The organism is Rhodococcus koreensis (genome assembly GCF_017068375.1).
Taxonomy (GTDB): Bacteria; Actinomycetota; Actinomycetes; order Mycobacteriales; family Mycobacteriaceae; genus Rhodococcus_F; species Rhodococcus_F koreensis.
In genome coordinates this window covers 1,863,767-1,884,692 of the sequence record NZ_CP070609.1, presented here as the reverse complement: position 1 = coordinate 1,884,692, position 20,926 = coordinate 1,863,767, and the positions used below count along the sequence as shown (strand labels likewise).

The 20,926-nt window shown below is 64.6% G+C and carries 19 protein-coding genes and 1 pseudogene; 11 read left to right on the top strand and 9 right to left on the bottom strand.

The genetic code is table 11. The features are described from left to right. Positions 1-105: 105 nt before the first annotated feature. Positions 106-912, bottom strand: a complete 807-nt coding sequence (locus tag JWS14_RS08775; RefSeq protein ID WP_259376073.1) for an SDR family NAD(P)-dependent oxidoreductase — start codon at positions 910-912, stop codon at positions 106-108. 401 nt (positions 913-1,313) lie between these two features. Here JWS14_RS08775 and JWS14_RS08770 point away from each other — a divergent pair, with 401 nt between their 5' ends. After that, positions 1,314-2,465: an ABC transporter substrate-binding protein gene (locus JWS14_RS08770; protein ID WP_206012907.1), complete on the top strand. Its 1,152-nt coding sequence runs from the start codon at positions 1,314-1,316 to the stop codon at positions 2,463-2,465. A 24-nt stretch (positions 2,466-2,489) separates the two neighbouring features. Further along, on the top strand, positions 2,490-3,254 hold the full coding sequence (locus tag JWS14_RS08765) for an SDR family NAD(P)-dependent oxidoreductase (protein WP_206012906.1): 765 nt from the start codon (positions 2,490-2,492) through the stop codon (positions 3,252-3,254). 62 nt (positions 3,255-3,316) lie between these two features. On the opposite strand, the gene JWS14_RS08760 is transcribed toward JWS14_RS08765, so the two are convergent. From JWS14_RS08760 to JWS14_RS08745, 4 genes are all read right to left on the bottom strand, one after another. Next, the gene (locus JWS14_RS08760) at positions 3,317-4,255 is read right to left on the bottom strand and encodes a PDR/VanB family oxidoreductase (protein ID WP_206012905.1); all 939 of its coding nucleotides are present in this window, start codon (positions 4,253-4,255) and stop codon (positions 3,317-3,319) included. A 66-nt stretch (positions 4,256-4,321) separates the two neighbouring features. After that, a complete protein-coding gene (locus JWS14_RS08755) occupies positions 4,322-4,522 on the bottom strand; it encodes a ferredoxin (RefSeq protein WP_206012904.1) in 201 nt (66 codons plus the stop codon). A gap of 83 nt (positions 4,523-4,605) precedes the next feature. Further along, positions 4,606-5,775: a cytochrome P450 gene (locus JWS14_RS08750; RefSeq protein ID WP_241031658.1), complete on the bottom strand. Its 1,170-nt coding sequence runs from the start codon at positions 5,773-5,775 to the stop codon at positions 4,606-4,608. Positions 5,776-6,019: 244 nt separating this feature from the next. After that, positions 6,020-7,240: a fatty acid desaturase family protein gene (locus JWS14_RS08745; RefSeq protein WP_072944170.1), complete on the bottom strand. Its 1,221-nt coding sequence runs from the start codon at positions 7,238-7,240 to the stop codon at positions 6,020-6,022. Positions 7,241-7,432: 192 nt separating this feature from the next. On the opposite strand from JWS14_RS08745, the gene JWS14_RS08740 reads away from it, so the two are divergent. From JWS14_RS08740 to JWS14_RS08730, 3 genes and pseudogenes are all read left to right on the top strand, one after another. After that, positions 7,433-7,837, top strand: coding sequence for a hypothetical protein (locus tag JWS14_RS08740; protein WP_206015950.1), 405 nt, complete (start codon positions 7,433-7,435; stop codon positions 7,835-7,837). Continuing rightward, positions 7,834-10,185 (top strand): annotated as a pseudogene (locus JWS14_RS08735) (WXG100 family type VII secretion target). The gene JWS14_RS08740 and the pseudogene JWS14_RS08735 overlap by 4 nt, the downstream one beginning before the upstream one ends. Beyond that, positions 10,182-10,925 carry a hypothetical protein gene (locus tag JWS14_RS08730; RefSeq protein ID WP_206012902.1) on the top strand — a complete coding sequence of 248 codons (744 nt, stop codon included), beginning with the start codon at positions 10,182-10,184 and terminating at the stop codon, positions 10,923-10,925. Before JWS14_RS08735 ends, JWS14_RS08730 begins: the two are co-directional and overlap by 4 nt. 457 nt (positions 10,926-11,382) lie before the next feature. On the opposite strand, the gene JWS14_RS08725 is transcribed toward JWS14_RS08730, so the two are convergent. After that, positions 11,383-12,462 carry an IS110 family RNA-guided transposase gene (locus tag JWS14_RS08725; RefSeq protein ID WP_241031290.1) on the bottom strand — a complete coding sequence of 360 codons (1,080 nt, stop codon included), beginning with the start codon at positions 12,460-12,462 and terminating at the stop codon, positions 11,383-11,385. A 206-nt stretch (positions 12,463-12,668) separates the two neighbouring features. Between JWS14_RS08725 and JWS14_RS08720 the strand changes: the two genes are divergently transcribed. Both JWS14_RS08720 and JWS14_RS08715 read left to right on the top strand, forming a co-directional pair. Continuing rightward, complete coding sequence (locus JWS14_RS08720; protein ID WP_206012901.1) at positions 12,669-13,148, top strand: MaoC/PaaZ C-terminal domain-containing protein; 480 nt, start codon at positions 12,669-12,671, stop codon at positions 13,146-13,148. Between the two features lie 97 nt (positions 13,149-13,245). Next, positions 13,246-13,569: a hypothetical protein gene (locus JWS14_RS08715; protein WP_095865841.1), complete on the top strand. Its 324-nt coding sequence runs from the start codon at positions 13,246-13,248 to the stop codon at positions 13,567-13,569. 155 nt (positions 13,570-13,724) lie between these two features. Here JWS14_RS08715 and JWS14_RS08710 read toward each other — a convergent pair whose 3' ends face one another. After that, positions 13,725-14,087 carry a VOC family protein gene (locus tag JWS14_RS08710; protein ID WP_072944180.1) on the bottom strand — a complete coding sequence of 121 codons (363 nt, stop codon included), beginning with the start codon at positions 14,085-14,087 and terminating at the stop codon, positions 13,725-13,727. 120 nt (positions 14,088-14,207) lie between these two features. Between JWS14_RS08710 and JWS14_RS08705 the strand changes: the two genes are divergently transcribed. The 3 genes from JWS14_RS08705 to JWS14_RS08695 all read left to right on the top strand — a co-directional run bounded on the left by JWS14_RS08705 (position 14,208) and on the right by JWS14_RS08695 (position 16,741). Continuing rightward, positions 14,208-15,164 carry an ADP-ribosylglycohydrolase family protein gene (locus JWS14_RS08705; protein WP_206012900.1) on the top strand — a complete coding sequence of 319 codons (957 nt, stop codon included), beginning with the start codon at positions 14,208-14,210 and terminating at the stop codon, positions 15,162-15,164. 355 nt (positions 15,165-15,519) lie between these two features. Continuing rightward, positions 15,520-16,221 (top strand): alpha/beta fold hydrolase, encoded by a 702-nt coding sequence (locus JWS14_RS08700; protein WP_206012899.1) that lies wholly within the window; start codon positions 15,520-15,522, stop codon positions 16,219-16,221. Positions 16,222-16,300: 79 nt separating this feature from the next. Further along, positions 16,301-16,741 (top strand): SRPBCC family protein, encoded by a 441-nt coding sequence (locus tag JWS14_RS08695; protein WP_206012898.1) that lies wholly within the window; start codon positions 16,301-16,303, stop codon positions 16,739-16,741. Between the two features lie 47 nt (positions 16,742-16,788). Here the strand turns inward: JWS14_RS08695 and JWS14_RS08690 are convergent, their stop codons facing one another. Beyond that, a complete protein-coding gene (locus JWS14_RS08690) occupies positions 16,789-18,456 on the bottom strand; it encodes a plasmid pRiA4b ORF-3 family protein (protein WP_241031297.1) in 1,668 nt (555 codons plus the stop codon). A gap of 194 nt (positions 18,457-18,650) precedes the next feature. Here JWS14_RS08690 and nhaA point away from each other — a divergent pair, with 194 nt between their 5' ends. Beyond that, positions 18,651-20,519 carry a Na+/H+ antiporter NhaA gene (gene nhaA / locus JWS14_RS08685; protein WP_206012896.1) on the top strand — a complete coding sequence of 623 codons (1,869 nt, stop codon included), beginning with the start codon at positions 18,651-18,653 and terminating at the stop codon, positions 20,517-20,519. On the opposite strand, the gene JWS14_RS08680 is transcribed toward nhaA, so the two are convergent. Continuing rightward, positions 20,520-20,867, bottom strand: a complete 348-nt coding sequence (locus JWS14_RS08680; RefSeq protein ID WP_095865926.1) for a GNAT family N-acetyltransferase — start codon at positions 20,865-20,867, stop codon at positions 20,520-20,522. Between the last annotated feature and the right edge of the window lie 59 nt (positions 20,868-20,926).

Below are 20,926 nucleotides of genomic sequence, written 5' to 3'. Positions count from 1 at the left end.
CTGGTTTCGCTCGGCCTCGGTCGAGGCAGTGGAATCGGGTGCACCGCCGTCGACGTGACGTCGACGACGGTGCACTTGGTTGAAGTGGTTATGCTGCTGTCGATTTCACTCGCGCCGAGCGAACCCGAGCGGGTCTCGGGAGGTCGCACCGCCCTCGACCGGAATCAGGCTGCCGGTGATGTAACCGGCCGCCGGGGACAGCAGGAATCCGATGGCGCCTGCCACCTCGTACGCCTGCCCCAAGCGCTCGAGCAGAGCCTGGTTGACGATCGATTCTGCTGCTGTCCGGCCGATCCGGTCGAGCGTCTCGACCATGCGGGCGGTCAGGAAGAACCCCGGGGTAACGCCGTTGACTCGGACGCCCGCCGGACCGTATGCGGCCGCGAGTTGCTTGATCCAGGTGTTCAGCGCCGCCTTTGCGGGACCGTAACCGGGGGCGGCCGGGCTGGCGTACTGGGACCACGAGCTGGAGACGAAGACAATGGATCCGCCGCCGCTGCGGGCGATCAGCGGACAAAGCGCTTGCCCGAGAAGAAACGCGTGCCGGGTATTGACACGGAAGTCGTCTTCCCAGTCGGCCAAGGTGAACTCCGCCAACGGCTTCGGAGTCGTCCTGCCGACGACGTCGACAAATCCGTGGATCTCCCCGACTTCGTCTTCGATGAACTTCACGAGTTCCGCGACGCCGGACTCGGACGTCACGTCGGCACAGAGTGAAGGGCAGTTCAGGGTTCGGCTGATCGACTCCGCGCCCGCGGGGTCGACGTCGACGCATACCAATTCGGCGCCCATGGAGGCCAACATGCGACTGGTGTGTTCCCCGATGCCACTTCCGGCCCCGAGTACGACAATCCGATGTCCGTTCAACCGGAGAAGTCGGCCGTACTCGACATCGGCGGCGGCGACAGGCACATTGGATCTCAGTGCTTGGTGCAATGTCAGTTCCTTTACGGATCAGTTCGGGGGAGCGGAGGCAACTGTGCGCGAACTATCGGGTCCGACGAAGAAGGCGCATGAAACTCCGAGTTGGATGCCGTTGCAACACAGAATCTCTCATGAGGTGAGAATCGCATCCCGGGGGTATACGAGCAACCGAAAATGTCTATCGGGGTGATAGTTCCCGGGTATGTCGATCGACCTTGACACCTCGGTGCGCTGCTGGTCCACTAGTGGCCAGCCGATTTGGGTGAGTGAACGTCCTGTGATATCGCGTGCGGGAACTTCTGTGGTTTGTACGATTCGGGATCGGCTGTCCACTTTCAGGCGAAACGATCGATTTTGCCTGCCCTGATGTTGTGAGCTTAGGGAGAGCGATGAGCAAGGATTTCCACCGTGTCGAATCCGCCGGGCGAATTCGCGGAGCGGCGCCCGGGTCTGCAATCAGCCGGCGCAATGTGTTCAAGTTTGCCGGCGCTGGAGCGCTGGCCGTCGGTGTCGGTTCCGTACTCGCCGCATGCGGCGGAGGCGGCGGAGCAGCCGGAACGCAGGGACCGAAAGCAGCTGGTGCGCTCGCGAGGCCGACTCCATTCGTCGTGGGATCGTCATCCGGCGACAACTTCCTGATCGATGCGATCAATGTCGCTCAAAACCAGTTCTCCCTCTTCAACCTGGAAGTTCCCAAGCTCATCTACCCCCAGAGCGGTGTGCAAGGTTTGCAGATGGTCAGTGCGGGCGCGATCGATGGCGCTGCGATGGACACGATGGGCGCAATGCTCGCCTTCGCCAAGAGTCAGAACGGCAAACGGCCGGTGATTGTCGGTATGCGCATGCCGGTCAACACCTACAACCTGATCGTGGGGCCGGGTAACTGGCCCGGTGAGAACGCCTCTTTCGTCGAAAAGATGGCTTCCTTGAAGGGGAAGACGATTGGTGTCACCGCGATCGGTGCAGGTACCGACAACATTCTGAATCTGGCGCTCGAGGCGGCTGGGATGGAACGCGATGACATTACTGTCCTCGGGGTTGGGCAGCTGTCGGCGGCCATCGCCCAGATGAAGAACGATCGGCTCGATGCCTATGTGGGATTCACGTTCGGCGCGGGTCTGTCTGTTGCCACGCAAGTCGGTGGCCGGATGCTGATCGATTTCAGTGCCGCCGGTACCCCGCAGCTGTTGAGTGATCTGCAGGTTTGTCCCTTGGTCATGCGTGAAGACAAGGTCGAAGCGAATCAGGACACTGCCGACGCGTGGCTTGCTGCGCAGTGGGAGGCCAAGACATGGATTACTGACAATCGGGCTGCTGCGGCACAACTCCTCAACGAGGGAACCTTCAACAACGAGGCACCGGAAGACGCGGCCAGGACAATCGATTTCATGGTCGATCGTGTCTTCCCGAAGGTCGGTCCCAACTGGAAGGTCACTCGTAGCGGGATCGAGCATGCTGCCGAGGTGATGGACCGGCTGGGCATGCTCGAGAAGGGCGCGGTGCACTACGAAGACATCGTCCCGCCCTTCGCACGCGTCTGATCTAGGTAGCAGAGGGATTCTCGCATGATCAATCAGATAGCAGGTAAGAGTGACGCATTCGATCTGTCGAACAAGGTTGCGGTCGTCACCGGGGCAGGACGAGGGATCGGCCGTGCGTGCGCACTCCACCTTGCAGGCGCGGGCGCCGACATCGTCCTGGCCTCTCGAACTTCAGCGGAGCTGGACGCTGTCGCACATGAGGTGGAGGCGCTCGGCGCGAAGGCGCTGGTCGTACCGTGCGATGTCGCCGACTTCGACGCGTGCGATGCCGCGATCCGTGAAGCCGTCGATGTGTTCGGTGACGTCGATGTTCTCGTCAACAGTGCCGGTGCGGGGGCTCCCTGCGCGGTGATCGACGCCGATCCCGCCGACTGGGCCCGTGTGGTCACACTGAACTTGATAGGCACGTTCAATATTGCGCGAGCCGTTCTCCCCTTCATGATCGAGGCGGGCGGCGGCCGGATCATCCTGATCGGGTCGGGTCACGGGCATTCCACGACGGCTGGATTTTCGGCCTACGGTGCGTCCAAGGCGGGAGTCAGTCATCTCACGAAGACCTTGGCCGAAGAAGTCTGGGAGCATGGTATCGACGTGAACGAAGTGATTCCCGGGCCAGTAGCGACACAGCTCACTCGAGGTCTGGTCGCAGTGGGTGAAGCCCCTGACGGCTTGCCGAGTGAGCGTGTGAAGTTGCCGCATGAAGTCGCAGAACTGGTCGGGTGGCTGGCCCAGCAGCGCGTCGGCGGTCCCACCGGGCAGGTCTTCAGCCTGGCACGTAGAGCGTTGTAGATCGTCATGCCCTGGCCGAAAAGGTAGAGCCCTTGCCCCCGTGGGGGCAAGGGCTCTACCGGTCAGAGGTCGATGGCGAGACGCGTACTCAGTGCACGCGAGACGCAGATCATCATCGTCTTGCCGGCCTCGCGTTCACGCTCGTCGAGAACGGAATCCCGATGGTCCGGGACGCCGTCCAGAACCGCGACCTCACACGAGGCACACGTACCCTCCATGCACGACGAGAGGACCGGAACACCCGACTGTTCGACGGCGTCGAGAATGCTCTGACCGGGATTCACGGTAATTGTCTTCCCACTCTGCACCAGTTCTACTTCGAACGCAGTCTCGGCTGCGTGCTCGTCGATGGCTCGCGGGGAGAAGCGTTCCACACACAGAGAATCCGAAGGCCAGGTCGGCCGGCACTGGTCCTCGACCGCGGCGAGAAGCGGTTCAGGTCCACAACAGTAGACCAAGGTCTCGGGATCGGGATCTGCCAGTGCTGAACCGAGATCGATGAACCCGACCTCGTCCTGCGGATAGAGATGAACGCCGGCGTGGTCGAATTCCAACAGCTGATCGACGAAAGCCATCGACTTGCGTGAGCGGCCACCGTAGTGAATCGCCCATCGGGCACCCGATTTCGCCGCAGCGTAAATCATTGGCAGCATCGGGGTGATACCGATCCCGCCCGCAATGAAGAGGTAGTTACGTGACGGCCGGAGTGGGAACAGGTTGCGTGGCCCCCGTGCCGTCACGAACGACTTCTCCTGCAGTTCATCATGAATTCGTTGCGATCCGCCCCGGCCCGAGACGTCCCGGAGCACCGCGATCTTCCAACTGCCACGGTCGGCGGGATCTCCGCACAGCGAATACTGGCGAACCATGGATTCCGACAGGATCAACTCGATATGCGACCCCGGATCCCACGCCGGAAGATCCGATCCGTCTTCGTTTCGTAACTCGAGTTGGATGATGTCATCGGTGAGGACCGTCCGTTGTTCGACCACGAGTCTCACTTCGGTTCCGTTGAACGAATTGCGCACTGTGAAGCCTGCTTTCCACCCATCGATCGGGCACCGTGATCAATCCGTGTGCACCACAATGGCTCCGGATGGACAGATACGTTCCGATTCGATCACCCCCTCTTGCTCGCTGGGGAGGACGTTCTCCCGAAGAACGAACACCAGACCGTCGTCGTCGTTCTGATCGAAGATGCCCGGCTCACGCCCGACGCAGAGTCCCGCCGCAATACACTTCGTGTTGTCTACCGACACCCGAATCACAACCGCTCCTTGCCATCGAACTTCCTCACGGGCCCACCCGGCAGGTGAAGCCCGCACCATGAGTTGTCTGTGTGGTTCGTTCGCTACCAGGTAACCGGGAATTCGTGGACCCCGTAGAACGCTGAATCATCCTTGAATCTGAGCTGTTCGATCGGCTGTGCCGACCGGAGACTGGGAATGACGTCGAACACGGCCTCGATCACAACTTCGAGTTCCATGCGCGCGAGAGCCTGCCCGAGGCACTGATGAACGCCGTACCCGAAGGCCATGTGCTGGCGGGCTTCCGGCCGGCCGACATCGAGTACCTCCGGATTCGGGAAGATGGACTCGTCCCAGTTCGCCGCGGACACCGCCGCAATGAAGCCGTCGCCCGCCGGAATCGTTCGACCGCCGACCTCGATGTCTTCGAGCGCCAGGCGCATCGCATTGCTGTGCGTGACCGACGTGATGCGGAGAAGTTCCTCGATGGCGTTGGTGACGGTGACCTCGCCGGAGGTGATTCGCGCCAGCTGGTCTGGATTCTCGAGTAGCGCCATCGTTCCCAGGGTGATCACGTTGGCGGTGGTTTCATGGCCGCCGAGGAGGAGGAGATTCGCGTCCATCAACGCATCTTCGCGGGTCAGATCACCGTTGGACACATGGTCCGCCAAGAAGGTCATGACGTCGTCGCGGGGCTCGACACGGCGCGCGTCGAGCAGTCCGCCGAGGTAGTCGAGCAGTTCGTCGGTGGCCTCCGTGATTTCGGTGGGGGTGGCTGTGCGTGAGATCCGTATCGCACTCTTCTCCTGGAAGAATTCGTGATCCTGATAGGGGACGCCGAGTAGTTCGCATGCGACTGTCGACGGCACGACCAGGGAGAACTCGGTGAAGAAGTCGACAGGCGGAGTCTTGGTGACCAGGTTCTCCAGGAGTTCCCGTACCAACTTCGTCACAGTCGGCCGCAATGCCTCGATCCGATGAACGGTGAAGAAGGGGATCAGTAGTCGGCGCCGTCGGCTGTGCTCTGGTCCGTCCATCCGTTGGAGGGATTCGTCCTGCATCTTGGCTGCCTGATCGGACGCGGACAGGAAGGGAAAGTTGGGTCTTCTCGTCTGCGAACTGATCGAGGATGACCGCAGGATCGAACGGATGTCGTCGTAGCGCGTCAATAACCAGGCCGAACGGCCATCCCAAAGGTTCACCTGCGCAACCGGTTGAGTATCTCGCAGTTCGCGGTACCCGGCAGGCGCGGAGAACGGGCAAGTCCTGCGCATAGGGAATTCGGGAGTGGGAACAGGTGACGCCATAGGTTACCTCCACACATCAAGGGATTTGTGACGACGGTCTCACTGATCCTGGTGTCGGCGCACGGCAGCGTCAAGGAACTTCTCCGGCTCAGCGGCTATCGCCGCGATAGCCGTTTCTTGCTTGTGTTGCGGTGGTGGGAACCGTTGCTGCCCAGGTGATCCTGTTCGATCAGATCCGGTGCAACGCTTCCGGTACGCGCGGGCGTCCGGGTCAGTTGCGGATCATCGCCAGCGCCGTGCGCAGCCCGCGCCGCTTACCGGTCGCAGGGTCGACCCCGAACACTTCCTTCATCCCACCCCGGATGCGGAAGCGCAGTTCCGACGCCGTCTCCGGTGCGTCGTCCGCGGACGCCGACAGGAAGCGGTTCGGCAGGGCGAGTTTGAAGATGGTGCGCAGGGTGAGTCCGTACTGGTGGGGGAGGGAACCCGTCGTGTACGGGAGGTCGTACTTGTCGCACAGTGCCCGCATTTTCACGCCGATCTCGGCGTAGCGGTTGCTGGGGAGATCCGGGAACGCGTGGTGCTCGATCTGGTAGCAGAGATTGCCGCTCATGAACGCGAGCACCGGGCCCGCGTGGAAGTTCGCCGAGCCCAGCATCTGGCGCAGATACCACTCGGCCTTCGTCTCCTGGTCGAACTCCTCCTCGGTGAACTTCTCGGCACCGTCCGGGAAGTGGCCGCAGAAGATGACACCGTAGGCCCACAGGTTCCGGATCACGTTGGCCGTGATGTTCGCCGTGAGGGTGCTCTTCCACGCCGGGCCGGTCAGCGCCGGGAACACCACGTAGTCCTTGCCGACCTGCCGCGCGATCTTCCGTCCCACCTCCTTCGCGTTGCGAAGGGTTTCGGCGCGGTCGTAGTCGCCGCGCCGGATACTCTCCACGTCCAGGTGGTGCAGCGCGACACCCCACTCGAACAGCAACGCCAGCAGCACGTTGTAGAACGGCTGCGCCAGGTACACCGGCGACCACTTCTGGTCGCGGGTCATCCGCAGAATCCCGTAGCCGACGTCGCTGTCGAGTCCCACGATATTGGTGAACTTGTGGTGCACGTAGTTGTGGGAGTGCTTCCACCCCGAGGACGGGCATGTGTTGTCCCACTCCCAATTCGACGAGTGGATCTCGGGGTCGTTCATCCAATCCCATTGGCCGTGAATGACATTGTGGCCGAGTTCCATGTTCTCGATGATCTTCGCCGCACCCATCAGGGCGGTACCCAGGAGCCACGCCGGTCTCTTCCGGCTGCCGAACAGGACAACCCTGCCCGCAATCGCCAGTGACCGCTGCAGCTTGATCGCCCGATCGATGTACCGCGCGTCGCGGGCGCCGCGGGACTCCTCGATGTCGGCGCGGATCGCATCGAGTTCCGCGCCCAGCGCCTCCACGTCCGCCTCGGTGAGGTGGCTGTACTCCTTGATATCTGTAATGGCCATCTCGTCTCGGTACCCGGTTCGTGCCATTCCCAATCCGCGTATCCGCCCAACCGATGCACAACCGTGTCGTGGTCACACGTCCGTGTGAGGGTGGTCCGCTATTCTCTCCACGGTCGCCGAGCATTCGGTGGCCCGGGTCCAGGGGTGGACCTCGATGCAGATAACAGGGGGAAGTCGATGTCAGAGGGCGATATGACGTGGCCGGACAGTGTCATCGGTTCACTGGACGGAACAGGCGCGATGCAGCCTCCGCTGGCGAGCGTCCCAGGATTGCCGCCGGTGCTCGGCGGACCGGACGTCACGGTCGTCAAGGTCGACCCCGACATGCTCCGTGCGATGTCCGGTTCGCTCGGCGCCATCGCCCGTGAGGTCGAGGCGCTGGGCGGCCGGCGGAGCTTCGACGACGCGGGCCGGGCCGTCGAGGGGTCCGACACCGCCGCCGCGTGCCGGGACGCCGGCGACATTCTCGCGTCCGCGCTCGGCGTGGCAGCCAGTCGCATCGACGAGATGGCGTTCATCGCGGGTGACGGGGACGAGAACTACGACGTCACCGACACGGCGTTCGCTTCGCAGCTGTCGGCGATGGGGGAGATGTGATTCCGCCGAGGTCGCAACTGCACGTCTGGAACCCGCAGGACCTGAGGTCAGCGGGCGAGGAAATCGGTCGGACCGCCGAAGACACGCGAAGCCGGGCCGAGGACGTCTATCGGGTCGTCGCGGATCTAGGCCTCCACGACGACTGGCGCGGCCCGTCGCAGGCGGCCGCCGAGCAGCGGGCGAACACCGAGCGGACGGAATTCCGTCGGCTCGCAGACGATCTGGAGGATCTGTCGACCGCCCTGGTGGGCGGGGCCGATCGCCTCGGTCATGCACGGGACTACGTCGCCGCCGTGATCGACAAAGCGGCGACCGACGGATGCACCGTCTCCGACGACTGGCAGATCGTCAGTCGGCCGAAGACGATGAGTGACGCCGAAGCCGCCGAGCACGCCGACCTGATGGAATACTGGCGCAGCCAACTCGATGGGGCACTGACGGAACTCGACAACGCCGATCGGGACATGGCGACGGCGATCCGGGACGCCCTCGGGGCCGTCGCGGCGAGCGCCCCCGCGTCGGCGGGCCTGTCGGGGCACGAGGGCACCGAGTTGGGCGAGCTGGTCGCGCGAGGCGGTTCCGACATTCCGCAGGACGTCCGTGACCGCGTTGCGCGGGAGATCGCGGCCGCCGGGCTCACCCCAGCACAAGTGAAGACGCTGGCCGACGGCGGCAAGGTCACCGACATTCCGCAGGGAACTATGGATTTCCTCCAGCAGTTCTACACCGCAGCCGGCAAGGACGGCTTCCTCGCACTCTCAGAGCAGTACAGCGAGAACGGTCGCACGGAGGCCGCGAGCGCGCTGTCCAACGGCCTCGCCGTCGTGTCGAACTACAACGTCGGCAGTGCAGCCGGTGACGTCGGCGGACAGAGTCACATCCCGGAAAGTCTTCGTGGGCTGTTCGAGGGACCGGTGACGTCGACCGGCAACCTCGCGAAGGGCGCACACGACGCCCCGCAGCAGTCGATGGTCGTCAACAACGGCCACGACCTGGCACGATTCACCAAGGCGTTCGGACTCGCGGACCCTGCCGTCCAGCAGGGCAGTGAGCTGAGCGAGAATCTCCTCTCCCGTGCCGGCGAGATCGCGTCGGCCACCAACGACAAGAGTCTGCTGATCGGCGACTCCTTCGACCACAACGTCCTGGGCCGCGACGGCGTCGACACACTCCTGCAGGACATGATCGGGGTCGGTGGCCGCGATCACGTCGCCGTCCACAACATCCTGTCCGGTGAAGGCATGCCGACCGGCTACAACCGCGACGACGTCGTCATGCCGCTGCTCCAGCGCGATTGGGCCGAGGGCGGCGAACAGAACGTCGCCGGGATGTTCGACTGGATCGCCGGCGACGCCAGACCCTCCGATCCGTCGGACCCCGGAGAGATGTTCCGGTCGCAGCAAGCCGGCGAATCGGCCTTCGGGCTGGCACAGATCCTCGCGGCCAAAGACGCCGAACTCCTCGACATCCCCGGGATGAAAGGCCAGGCCATCGGCGAGGTAAACCCCGAAATCACCCAGGCTTTGGGCACATCACTCGCACCCTACATCGGCAATATGGTGGGGGTGCCCGAGTCCTTTACCGGAACCAATGCCTTCAGCGGCGAATCGGGACATGCGCACTTGCGGCTGGAGGAAGTGCCGCGAATCTTCTCTGTGATCGACTCCAACGCCGACGCGGCGGGCTACTTCAACGCGCAGGCCCTGGGAGTGTCGGCGCAACTGGAACAGGCATGGGCTGTCGACGGCCAGACACATCAGAATCCCCACTACCAGTACGGGGGATGGGCGGGCAATCTTCAGGGCGTGGTGGACAAGGGGTTCGATCTCGAGTTCGCCGACCGACTCGGCGACGAAACCTCCTAGAACGCAGCCGGTTTCGAGAGCAAGGGGGTTGCCTACGACACGATCAGGACAGTTATCAGCAAGGGCGTCGAATTCATTCCCGTCGCAGGCCCTCTGATTTCGAGCGGAATCGATCTCGCCGACCCGACGTTCAAGAGCGCGGTCATGGGCTCCATACCGGACAGCACACTTCAGGCGAACACTGACTTCGCCGACAACGCCTTGCTGGCAAATCAGTACTACCAGATTGCGTTGGGTTTGCAGGCGGCGAACGGTGGGGCCCTGGAACCGTACGAGGGGCTCGATCTGTTTCGCGATGGCGAGAATGGCCCACTGCTTTCATACGACGAGATTGGCGCTGAAAATCCTTACCAGAGACTCCCTCTGCTGCAGTCCGGCTTGGTCGGATACATGACGGACTCGGGCATCACGGGACTGGGCAATTTCATTGACGCATTGAACGCGGGCCGTGATCAGGTGAAGGACTTGAGGTACGGGCAGTGAGGCGGCTGGGCATCCATACGATCGCTGCAATTCTCTTGTTGTCGGCGTGCGGATCCGAGCCGACACGAGAACCAGTCGTGTCGCCGGCAGTTGACTCTGCTACGTATTCCATTCCCGACAACATCGACTACAACTACCGTTGGTCGGCGGATCCCGGCATCGACTTGTTCACCCCCGCGGCGACAGTTGTCAGGGCGTACGTGGAGTCGTACTACCTGACAGTCAGGGCCCTTACCTCGGGCGCGGGATATCCGGGGTTCTCGAAAGCTGTGGACGAGAGTCTCCGGACCGACTACGGCAACCCCCACGATCTGGCGAGGCGAAACTTTGTCGGTACGCAGTTTCAACATCTGCTTTGGATGACACCGACCGAACACGGTTGGTTTGCGACCGTGTGCACAGGCGACTACTCGGTGATGCGCGAGGGCGACGACGGAAGATTCTTCAACGTCGGAACGACAAATATCGTGGCGGAAACGGTGGAGATTTCGATGAAAGACTCGAGCACCGGCATCCAATCGGCGAAAGGTCCTGAACGTGCTCCGATCGCCGATGTATTCGGCGAGGCGAGAGTAGTTGACCACGTAAAGAGCGCACGAAATCAAGATGCGTTCCTCGAATGCCTGAACCGGATGCCGGACGGGCCGTCGAATCGGCCCACGAAGTGGGACCTCCCGCACGACGCCCCATACCCGACGCTTGCTCCGTATCCGGGCTGGCCGCGGTACGACGAGAACTGATATGGACGCAGATTTGTCAAGAGGGCAGCAGGAGGCGGACGTCCAGGACCGTCGTCGAGGGACGTCCGCCTCGGGTGGCCCCGGATGAATCTGTTGGTTGGTGGCGAGCGTGTCGGTTGTCGACGCGTTGTCGAAGTCTGATATGCGCGGGTTGGCTACCGCAAAGACAGTTGTTCGGCTGGAGTGGATCGCTGGTCTAACCTCGAGCGTGATCCCAACGTGCAGTTGAGGATTGCTCATAGTTCTCTCGCGGGTCACTCCCAGGCGCTGTTGTCACCAACCGTGTATCATCCGGGACGTTCGTGGGGGCCTTCGGCCCCCGGTCCGTGCCCCCATCGGTCGTCGCCGAGGGAGCGGGGGCAAGGTGGAGTCCCCGCAGCGCAAGCGAGGAGAACCGACCTTGCCGCCCGACGAGCAAACGACCAGAATGGCCCGCGACGGGGGAAGGCCCCATGGGTCAGTCGTCGAGCACGGCCAACGACCAGCACCACCCGGCGAGCTCGCGGGCGATGGCGGTGTTCGCCAGCACGGGACGCTTGCGGCGGGCGTCGAACCCGGCCCAGCGCTCGTGCAGGCGCCGGTTGCCTCGTTGCCCGCGGGCTCGGGCCGCCGGTGAGGCCTTGTCCCAGCGGCGCCGCAGATCCACCCCGGCACGATAGGGCTGCCGGTGATGCCAGGCGGCCTCGATCAGCAATCGGCGCGCGTGCCCGTTGCCGGTCTTGGTGATCGCCCCCTGCGAGCGGGAGGCGCCCGAGGACGACTCGGTGGGCACCAGTCCCAGGTACGCGCCGATCGAGCGGCCGGTCAGCCGGTGCCAGTCCCCGATCTCGACCGCCAGCCCGAACGCGGTCAACGTGGACACCCCCCGCAGGCACCCGAGCCGGGTCACCACCGGGGTGTAGGCGCTGTCGGCGGCCATCCGGGTGATCGCGGCATCCAAACGGTCGCGCCGGCCGACGGCGGCGAGCATGGTGTCGTACGCGGTCTCGTACGCCAACTGCAGACCGGGTTCATCGAAGTGCTGGCTGCGCAGCCAGGTGTCGTGCACCTGCGTCCACGCGTGCCCTCCGCAGTAGACGATCCCCTGCCGCAGAAGAAGTTTCGACAGCCTGTGCCGGGCCGCCATCAGATCCCGGCGGACGTCCTCACGCGCGCGCACCAGATCCCGGGCGGCCTCCTGCGCCACGCTCGGCACCGTGACCGAGGTGATCTGATCGAGGTGCAGCAATCTCGCCAGATGCCGTGCATCTCGCGCGTCGGTCTTGACCCGATCTCCGGACGGGCGCTGCAGCTTCGAGGGCGCGGCCACCAGACACTCGATGCCGACCGTGTCCAGGAAACGGGCCAGCCCGAACCCGGTGGGCCCGGCCTCGTACGTCGCCTTCACCGGATCCGGCAACGACCGGATCCACTCGAGTATGTCGCGATGATCGGGCGTCAATCGGCGCTCGAACAGCTCACCGGTCCGCCCGTCGAGGCCGCACGCGACGACCGATCGTGCGTGCACATCCAATCCGACACTCGTACGCTGATTCATTGCTGGGGCCTCCCACATCTTGTGGCTCTACCGGCCAGGACCCGTTTCCTGTCGGCAACCCACGTTCACATGTGGAGTGGGCCCCAGCCCATACCCTCATACTGTCTAACGATCGTCTTCTGCGGCCGGCGGCAGGGCGCTGTCGCTGCAGCCGTCGTGCGGTCATATCCTCGACGGAGTCTCCGTGTTGGTGGAGGCGCGAGCGAATGATCGGACGGTTTGTGGTGGACAGCAAGCTTGACGTCGTCTATGCGGACGACCTCAGGGTCGGCGAGAGGTTCGAGCTGGGCTCGTACACGGTGACCGAGGAGGAGGTGCTCGAGTTCGCGGGGCAGTGGGATCCGCAGTCGTTCCACATCGACCGTGAATCCGCAGACGAGGGCTATTTCGGTGGGCTCATCGCGAGTGGTGTCCACACGATTGCGGTGTGTCAGCGACTGTCGGCGACCACTCTCTACGCGCGCTGGAGCGTCATCGCAGGGAGCCGGATGCGCGACGTCAACTTCCTCCGGCCGGTGCGGCCGGGTGACGTGCTGACCGGGAACCTGCTGATCGAGGACGTGAAGCAGGACGGTCGTGGGCGGGCGTTGGTGACCGTAGCGACTGAGATTCTCAACGGGTCAGGCAAGCAGGTGCTGACGTCGGTGACCGAGATGTACGTGCGCTGCCGCCCCGAAACCGACTGATCGTCGAATTTTCTGGACGAAACACCCTCGTCGAGGATTGTTTTTCGGGTTTCTGGGTATCGCAGCCTGGGAGGCCATGAAACCAACGGAGGCAATCATGAGAATGGGTAGGAGGGTCGCCGCGGTGGCAGTGTTCGCGGCTTCGATCGGATTGGGAGCGTCCGGTGTCGCCTGGGGCGGCAGTCTCGACTCGGCGGTGCCGGTGCGCAGGCCGGATGTCATTCAGCCGATGCCACCCGGGTTCCCGCAGAATGGTCCGATCGGGTGCGACGACTGGGCGGAACCGTACGAGAACAACGTCCCGGCGTGGGGCACCGATCCGTACAACCAATTCGACAACTGGTGCGACGGCCCCGACGACGGTCTTTCCGCGCAGCAGCCGCCGGTCAACGACGATCAAGGCCGGACGGTCAATCCCTGATTCGGCGGTGATCGTTCACACGAGGCAGTGGGCCGTCGTGTAGCTCGGTCGTGAACTGAGACCGGGGTGACGAGGGCGGGGGCGACTCACCGAACGAGCCGTAACCGATCGATCCGAATCAGCGCGTCCGGGAACCTCGTTCCGGGCGCGCTGATTCAGTTGCCGGAGGGTGGTTCGTGCAGACCGAAGGCGGACCCCTGGTCGTCGTGGCAGAGCTTGAATCGCCCGAATTTTGCTACCGACTCGGGATCGTCACCCAGATCCACGGCGTCGATTGTGCCGCCGAGTGCCAGAACGTGCTCGACTGCGGCGTCGAGGTCCGGCACCCGGAAGAAGACGTAGGGGCCGGCGCCCTCGTCGCCGCCGTGGATCCCGCCCGGCACGTTCGGGGTGGCGATCGAATATCCCGATCCGCCGGGTCCCGATTCGAATTCCCAGCCGAACAACGCCGAGTAGAACTTTCGGCCCTGCTCCGTGTTGGCCACACCCAGTTCGAAGAACGACAGTTCGCCCGACATGAGCACTCCTCCGTCGACAGTGTTTACGTGACGCTACGCCGACGTGCCGACACGCAGAAGTCTTGCATGTTAGATCGATAGTGCTCTAATATTGGAGCGAATTCGATCTAAGGGGGATTTGTGAAGTTGACCGAACGCCAGACCGACCGAGCCGCAGGCGTATTGATTGCCACCGCCGCGGGCGACGCGCTCGGGGCGGGATACGAGTTCACCACCCCGGCGGCCGATGCGGTGATCGACATGGTCGGGGGCGGCATGTTCGACTGGGCGCCGGGGGAGTGGACCGACGACACATCGATGGCCGTAGCCGTCGCGGAGGTGGCAGCGTCCGGAGTGGATATCGGCCGGGATGACGGACTGGATGCCGTTGCTGCACAGTTCGTTCGGTGGATCGATTCGAACCCGCCCGACGTCGGCAATCAGACGCGCGCCGTGCTGTCGGCCCGCGACGGCTCGGCCGCGGCCATGCAGGAGCGGGCACGCAGCATCACGGGGAGGAAGGGCGGCAACGGTTCGCTGATGCGGACGGCCCCGGTCGCGCTGGCGTATCTCGACGACGCCGAGGCGTGCACCGAGGCCGCGTACCAGATCGGTGCCCTCACCCACGACGATCAGCGCGCCGGAGAGGCGTGCCGGCTGTGGTCCCACGCGATCCGGCACGCGGTGCTGTTCGGGACGTTCGACGGGGTGCGGGGATACCTGCAGGTGGTGCCCGCTGAGGTCGGCGAGTTCTGGGGACCGCTGCTCGACCGGGCGGAACGCGGCACACCCGCCGACTTCCCGAAGAACGGCTGGGTGGTTCACGCCCTGCAGACGGCGTGGTGGGCGATCAGCGGCGCCGACGATTCGGGGCCGCATCACCTTCGGCTGGCCCTCGAGCGGGCCGTCCGGGCGGGCAACGACACCGACACCACCGCGGCGATCGCGGGTGGGTTGCTCGGTGCCCGGTGGGGTGCGTCGGCGGTCCCGGACCGGTGGCGCCGGATGCTGCACGGCTGGCCGGGATACTCCGCGGACGATCTCGAGAGGCTGGCGATGGCTGCCGTGCGGAGGGGTGAACCGGCCGACCGGTGCTGAGCATGAACGCGATTCGTACGTGAGCGGCGCGGTGTGCCGGGGTGCGCGGCGCCACTCACGTACGGGGGAACTGCGTCAGGCCGCCAACTCGTCGGCGATCTCGATGTCGATTTCCTCATCGGTCATTCCGCCGAAGAGATGGTTGGTGAACATGTCAGCTCGGTTCTCGTCGTGTGTGGTGGTTCCCGGCACGATCGGAGCGACTCGTCCGATCTATGGTGTGTATCGCCGCCGACTGCGCTGCCGTTTCACTCCCACAGGTGAGTGGCAAAGTGTCCTCGGACGCGCATTCCCGCTCACGTAGCGCTTAGGCTCATCTCGACCGTTCGTGTCCCGGAACAGGAGATGAGTCGAGATGCCCGCAACCTTCGTTCTGCTGCCCGGCGCCGGCTCCGACTCGTGGTACTGGCACCGCGTCGCGCCGATCCTGGAGGGGAGCGGGCACTCGGTGATCGCCGTCGACCTCCCGTACGGGGACGACGACGCGGGCCAGTACGAGTTCGCCGACGTCGTCGTCGATGCGGTCGAGGACGTCGAGGGGACGATCGTGCTGGTCGCGCAGTCCATGTCCGCGTTCACCGCGGCGATCGTCTGTCAGCGCGGCGAGGTCGACGTCGACCTGCTGGTTCTGGTGGCACCGATGCTGCCCGCGCCGGGGGAGGCGCCGGGGCGGTGGTGGGAGACCACCGGTCAGCCGGCGGCGAAGCGGGCGTTCGACCTATCGGAGGGCCGCGACCCGGACGCACCCGACGACCTGCGGGCGCTGTTCTTCCACGACGTGCCCGACGACGTCACCGAGGAGGCGTTCAGCCACGAGGAGCCGGTCATGTCGGACACCCCGTTCGGGACGGTGTGGCAGGCGGAGGCGTGGCCATTCGTGAAGACGCGGGTCGTCGCCGGCAGTCGTGATCGGCTGTTTCCGCTCGACTTCATGCAGCGGATCGTCCGGGAGCGGCTGGGTATCGCACCGGAGGTCATCGACTCGGGCCATCTCGCGGCACTCGCGCGCCCCGGGGAACTTGCTGCCATGCTGGAGCGCTACGCGTCCGAACTGTAGGCCAGGTGAGTGGCAAAGCGTGCTGGAGGACGCATCGCCACTCACGTAGGCACCCGGAAACGAGGAGGAGAAGCACCAGATGGCGTTGTCGGTATCAGGCGAGTTCGAGATCGAGGCGAGCCCTGAACAGGTCATGGCCGCGCTGGTGGACGTCGAACGCATCCCCGAGTGGTCGGCGGTGCACAAGAAGGTGGTCGTTGAGTCCCGGTTCGACGACGGACGCCCTCGCACCGTGCGGATGACGCTCGCCGTTCTCGGCGTCTCGGACACTCAGCTCGCCGAGCACAAGTGGATCGGGGACGAGCACATGTCGTGGACGCTCCTCGAGAGCGAGAAGCAGAAGTGCCAGGAAGGGGAGTACCGACTGGTCCCCACCACGCGCGGGACGTCGGTTCAGCTCACGATGGCGGTGGAACCGAAGGTGTGGGTGCCTAAGTCCGTGCTGCGTCAGGGGCAGAAGCAGGCCGTGCGCCTGATCCGCAAGGGATTCACCCAGTTCGTTCTCGAGAACTACGTCTGAGTCGGTGTCCGCCCGTGATGCGCGGACACCGACGCGGGTGGCTCCCTTTACACGAACAACGTCTCCAAGGCTTTGTTCACCCGGGCTCGATCGAACGATGTCGGATCGAGTTGCTGACCTGGGCGAAGGCCGAGCCACTCCCGAATCTCGGAGTGTTCCTCGTGATGCGGGTCAGCGCTGGCTTCGATCTTGTTCGCCCAGCCCCACGGCCCGCCGGAATCTTCGTAGGGCGCCATATTGTGTCCATCGAGGCAGAGCGCGGCAGGGGAGTCGGGTGCAGGGTTGTCGACCGACTCGACCTCGATGTGGTGGATCCAGTCGTCACCGAAGTCGTACAGGTAGGTGAGACAGTCGCCGACCGAGCTGAGCAACAAACCGATCGCGACCTCCTCCTCCGGGACGGCAGTACCCACGACATCACGGTGCGCGATGTCGGCCGCGGGAATGAACACTTCGCCGCCCGAGTACGCCGGTCCGGCGGAGAACTCGTGGAGATGAGAGTCTTCCCACCCGAACGCCGACTGGACAATGTCATGGAGAGCGGCGAGCGGAAGCGCGGCATCGAGTCGAATGCGACGCCAGACAGGAATGTGCGTGCCTTCCAGCGAGATCCGCACGGTAATGTGTGAATCCAGCCCTCCGGATGCCGCGTACTCGTTTTCTGCATTCGCGAGTTGGACGGCACGAAGGACTGCAGGCTGCAGCGCGGCTGGAACTCGGTACGCGTCATCCCTGGTCAGCCATTTCTGTTCCACCAGCGTGTCCAAACGGTCGTAGACGAAGTCATCCATCAGCGATTGCTCGTCATCGAACGGCGCGTCTTCCGAGCTGGCAGTGGGCTCCTCTGTCATCCCCGCCAAGATCACCTGGATCACCACGATATCGGTGAGATGCGTGGGGTCGAGTGGATGACGTTGACCCGTGACGAGTTGCCTGCGGACGTATTCGGTGACAGCTGCCCGAATCAGCGGCAGCGCGCGGGTCGTGCGGTCGGTGATCAGCTCTGCGTTCGGTCCGGGGACCGCTCGCGTGGAGTTGACGGTGATGAGACCGACCTCTTTCGCGGTTTCCCAATACTCCAACATTTCGGGTACGTCGCGCATCGAGCGGATTTTCCGCGCACGCGGAAACCCCTCGGAGTCGACGGCGAGATCGATACCCAATGCGCGAGCGAGATCGGGAAGCGAGACGGGTTTGGGGACCTTGGTGGAGGTGACGGGCGCGCCCGTGCCGACCCACTCGACGAGTGCGGCAAGGGTCGTGATCACCGGAAGCGAGGCGAGTGCGCGAAGCTCGTCTCCTTCGTCGACGGCGCGAAGTGCGATGTCGTCGGGAAGGAGGACGGATGGTTGCGGCTCGAGGAATTCGATGAGGTCCTCGATGCAATGAATGAGGTTGTCCTCGGTGCCGGTCCACAGCCGGTTTTCGTCGAGATAGTTGAGGAAGGTCAGGGCCGAGGCGACGATCGCCATGGCGACGTCCTCGACGTCGTCGGCAGCTTCTGCGGATACTTGGTCGGCGACATCGAGCAGGTTGTGCGCGTCCGCGGGGAGCCAGCCGGTGGCGCGGAATCCGCGGCGGCCGCGTGCGAGGTTGGTAAGTGTCGACTCGACGAGGTGCGCGAAGAGATCCGTGTCCACGGGGAGATCGCCCGTATGCAGCCACTGGACGAAGTTGTCGATAAGCGCCGGGTCGACGGCGGGAGTGGGAAACATCGGCACAATCGTCGAGCGGTTCCTCCGCTGGCGTGCCTGCTGTTTTGCTGCCCGCTTCTGGCCCGGATTCCTACCCCGCTTCGATCCCATGCCGGGATGATATCGCGGCCGGATCGGGGTTCTTCGGACAGCTGGGCGGCTCGAGCGTCGCGGCGTTAGGCTGACCAGCGGTCGAGAATGTGAGTGAGGACCAGATGACGGTCGAGCAGAGCAGCCCCACCACACTTCGACGATTGTCGGCGCGGCTGGCCCTGATCCGCGACGACACCGACGACGACAAGTTGTCGGCCGGCTTCCTCCTCGTCGCCACGATTCTCGCGTTGGTGTGGGCCAACATCGGTGATTCGTACGAGTCGTTCTGGCACACCCCGGTGACCATCCAGATCGGCGACTACAGCATCGGTCTCGACCTGAAGCACTGGGTCAACGACGGGTTGATGACGCTGTTCTTCTTCGTCGTCGGGCTGGAGGTGAAACGCGAGCTGACGATCGGCGAGCTCACCGACCGCGCCCGCGCCGCCGTGCCGCTGCTCGCCGCGATCGCGGGTCTGGCGCTACCCGCCGTCCTGTTCCTGCTCCTCAACCCGACCGGGGACGAGGCCAGTGCGTGGGGTGTCGTCGTCTCCACCGACACGGCGTTCGTGCTCGGCGCACTCGCCCTCGTCGGACCCCGATGCCCCGCCCGGCTGCGCGTGTTCATCCTGACACTGGCGGTGGCCGACGACATCGGCGCCCTGGCCATCATCGCCTTCTTCTACACCGACAACCTGCGGCTCGGACCGCTGCTCCTCGGGTGCGTCGGGCTGCTGCTGATCGTCCAGTTGCGCAAGCTCGAGGTGTGGCGCGGTGTCGCCTACTTCGTCGTCGCGGCGGGGACGTGGGTCGCGTTCTACGAGTCCGGCGTCCACCCCACCCTGGTCGGCGTGCTGATCGCGCTGATCCTGCCCGTGTACCCGCCGCGGCGCAGCGAGGTGGAGCGGGCAGGTGAGCTCACGCGGGCATTCCGGCAGTCACCGAACTCCGACTACGCGCGCGCCGCCCAGCTCGGGGTGCTGCGCGCGGTGTCCGTCAACGAGCGGCTGCTGCGCTTCTACCAGCCCTACACCGCGTTCCTCGTGGTCCCGATCTTCGCGCTCGCCAATGCCGGCGTGGTCATCACCGGGCAGACGCTCGCGGACGCGGCCCGGTCTCCGCTGGCGTGGGGCATCGTGCTCGGCCTGGTGGTCGGCAAGCTCGTCGGCATCACCGCGGCCACCGCCCTGTTCTCGAAGCTGCGGCCCGGCAGTCTGCCGCCCGGGCTGAGTCTGTCGCAGATCGCCGGCGGCAGCGCGCTGGCCGGCATCGGTTTCACGATCTCGCTGTTCATCGTCGACCTGGCCATCGACTCGCCCGAACTGGCCAACGACGCCCGGGTCGGCGTCCTGACGGCGGCCGTCATCGCCACCGTGCTCGGCTGGGCGCTGTTCCGGATCTCGGATTGGGTGCACCCGCCGACGGAGGTCGTCGGGCTCACCCTGCTCCGGCCCGTCGCCACCGGCCGCGATCACGTGCGCGGGCCGGTGGATGCGCCACTCACCCTCGTCGAGTACGGCGATTTCGAATGCCCGTTCTGCAGCAAGGCCACCGGCAGCATCCGGGACGTGCGAGCGCAGTTCGGGGACGAACTCCGCTACGTCTTCCGGCATCTCCCGCTCGACGCCGTCCACCCGCACGCCCGGTTCGCCGCCCAGGCGAGTGAGGCGGCGGCCGCCCAGGGCCGGTTCTGGGAGATGCACGACCACCTGTTCGCCAACAGCGACGCCCTCGCCGAGGACGAGATCTTTGGTTACGCGGCCGAGTTGGGGCTCGACATGGACCGGTTCGAGGAAGACATCCGCAAAGGCACGTATGGTCACCGCATCGACGACGACGAACTCGACGCCGAGTCGAGCGATTTCCGGGGGACCCCCACGTTCTACCTCGGTGCGACGGGCACCGACCTCACCCGGCACACCGGGCCGTACGACGCCGCGACCCTCATCCGGCAGCTCGAGGAGGCTCGCGGCGCCGACGGCGCACCCTGATCAGCGCTCCCGGTGCCGCACCGCCTCGATCGCGTCCGGGGTGACCGGGTCGACGTCGTTGGCGAAGTCGTCGTGCTTCTCGAGGTAGCGGGCGACGAACGGGCAGATCGGCACAATCCGTTTGCCGCCCCCGACGGTCTCCGTCAGCGCGCTGCGGATCAGCGTGCTGGCCAGGCCGCGGCCCGCGAACTGCTCGCCGATCTCGGTGTGGAAGAAGATCCGCTGATTCTCGTGGTCCAGGTATTCGGTGAACCCGGCCAGCTCATCGTCGACACGGATTTCGAAGCGGTGGTGTTCGGGCGCGTCCCGGACGTCGGGTGCGGGAGCGTCTTTCGTGTCGTCTGTCATGAACCCACTATGCCGCGCGGCGAACCGGGTGTTCCCGGCGGCCACGGTGTTGGATGATC

Bases quoted from the DNA above. Each gene is read 5' to 3' on its own strand.
- JWS14_RS08770 (WP_206012907.1), top strand. From the start codon at position 1,314: ATGAGCAAGGATTTCCACCGTGTCGAATCCGCCGGGCGAATTCGCGGA.
- JWS14_RS08765 (WP_206012906.1), top strand. From the start codon at position 2,490: ATGATCAATCAGATAGCAGGTAAGAGTGACGCATTCGATCTGTCGAAC.
- JWS14_RS08750 (WP_241031658.1), bottom strand. From the start codon at position 5,775: ATGCGCAGGACTTGCCCGTTCTCCGCGCCTGCCGGGTACCGCGAACTG.
- JWS14_RS08745 (WP_072944170.1), bottom strand. From the start codon at position 7,240: ATGGCCATTACAGATATCAAGGAGTACAGCCACCTCACCGAGGCGGAC.
- JWS14_RS08740 (WP_206015950.1), top strand. From the start codon at position 7,433: ATGACGTGGCCGGACAGTGTCATCGGTTCACTGGACGGAACAGGCGCG.
- JWS14_RS08725 (WP_241031290.1), bottom strand. From the start codon at position 12,462: ATGAATCAGCGTACGAGTGTCGGATTGGATGTGCACGCACGATCGGTC.
- JWS14_RS08720 (WP_206012901.1), top strand. From the start codon at position 12,669: ATGATCGGACGGTTTGTGGTGGACAGCAAGCTTGACGTCGTCTATGCG.
- JWS14_RS08715 (WP_095865841.1), top strand. From the start codon at position 13,246: ATGAGAATGGGTAGGAGGGTCGCCGCGGTGGCAGTGTTCGCGGCTTCG.
- JWS14_RS08710 (WP_072944180.1), bottom strand. From the start codon at position 14,087: ATGTCGGGCGAACTGTCGTTCTTCGAACTGGGTGTGGCCAACACGGAG.
- JWS14_RS08700 (WP_206012899.1), top strand. From the start codon at position 15,520: ATGCCCGCAACCTTCGTTCTGCTGCCCGGCGCCGGCTCCGACTCGTGG.
- JWS14_RS08695 (WP_206012898.1), top strand. From the start codon at position 16,301: ATGGCGTTGTCGGTATCAGGCGAGTTCGAGATCGAGGCGAGCCCTGAA.
- JWS14_RS08690 (WP_241031297.1), bottom strand. From the start codon at position 18,456: ATGTTTCCCACTCCCGCCGTCGACCCGGCGCTTATCGACAACTTCGTC.
- nhaA (WP_206012896.1), top strand. From the start codon at position 18,651: ATGACGGTCGAGCAGAGCAGCCCCACCACACTTCGACGATTGTCGGCG.
- JWS14_RS08680 (WP_095865926.1), bottom strand. From the start codon at position 20,867: ATGACAGACGACACGAAAGACGCTCCCGCACCCGACGTCCGGGACGCG.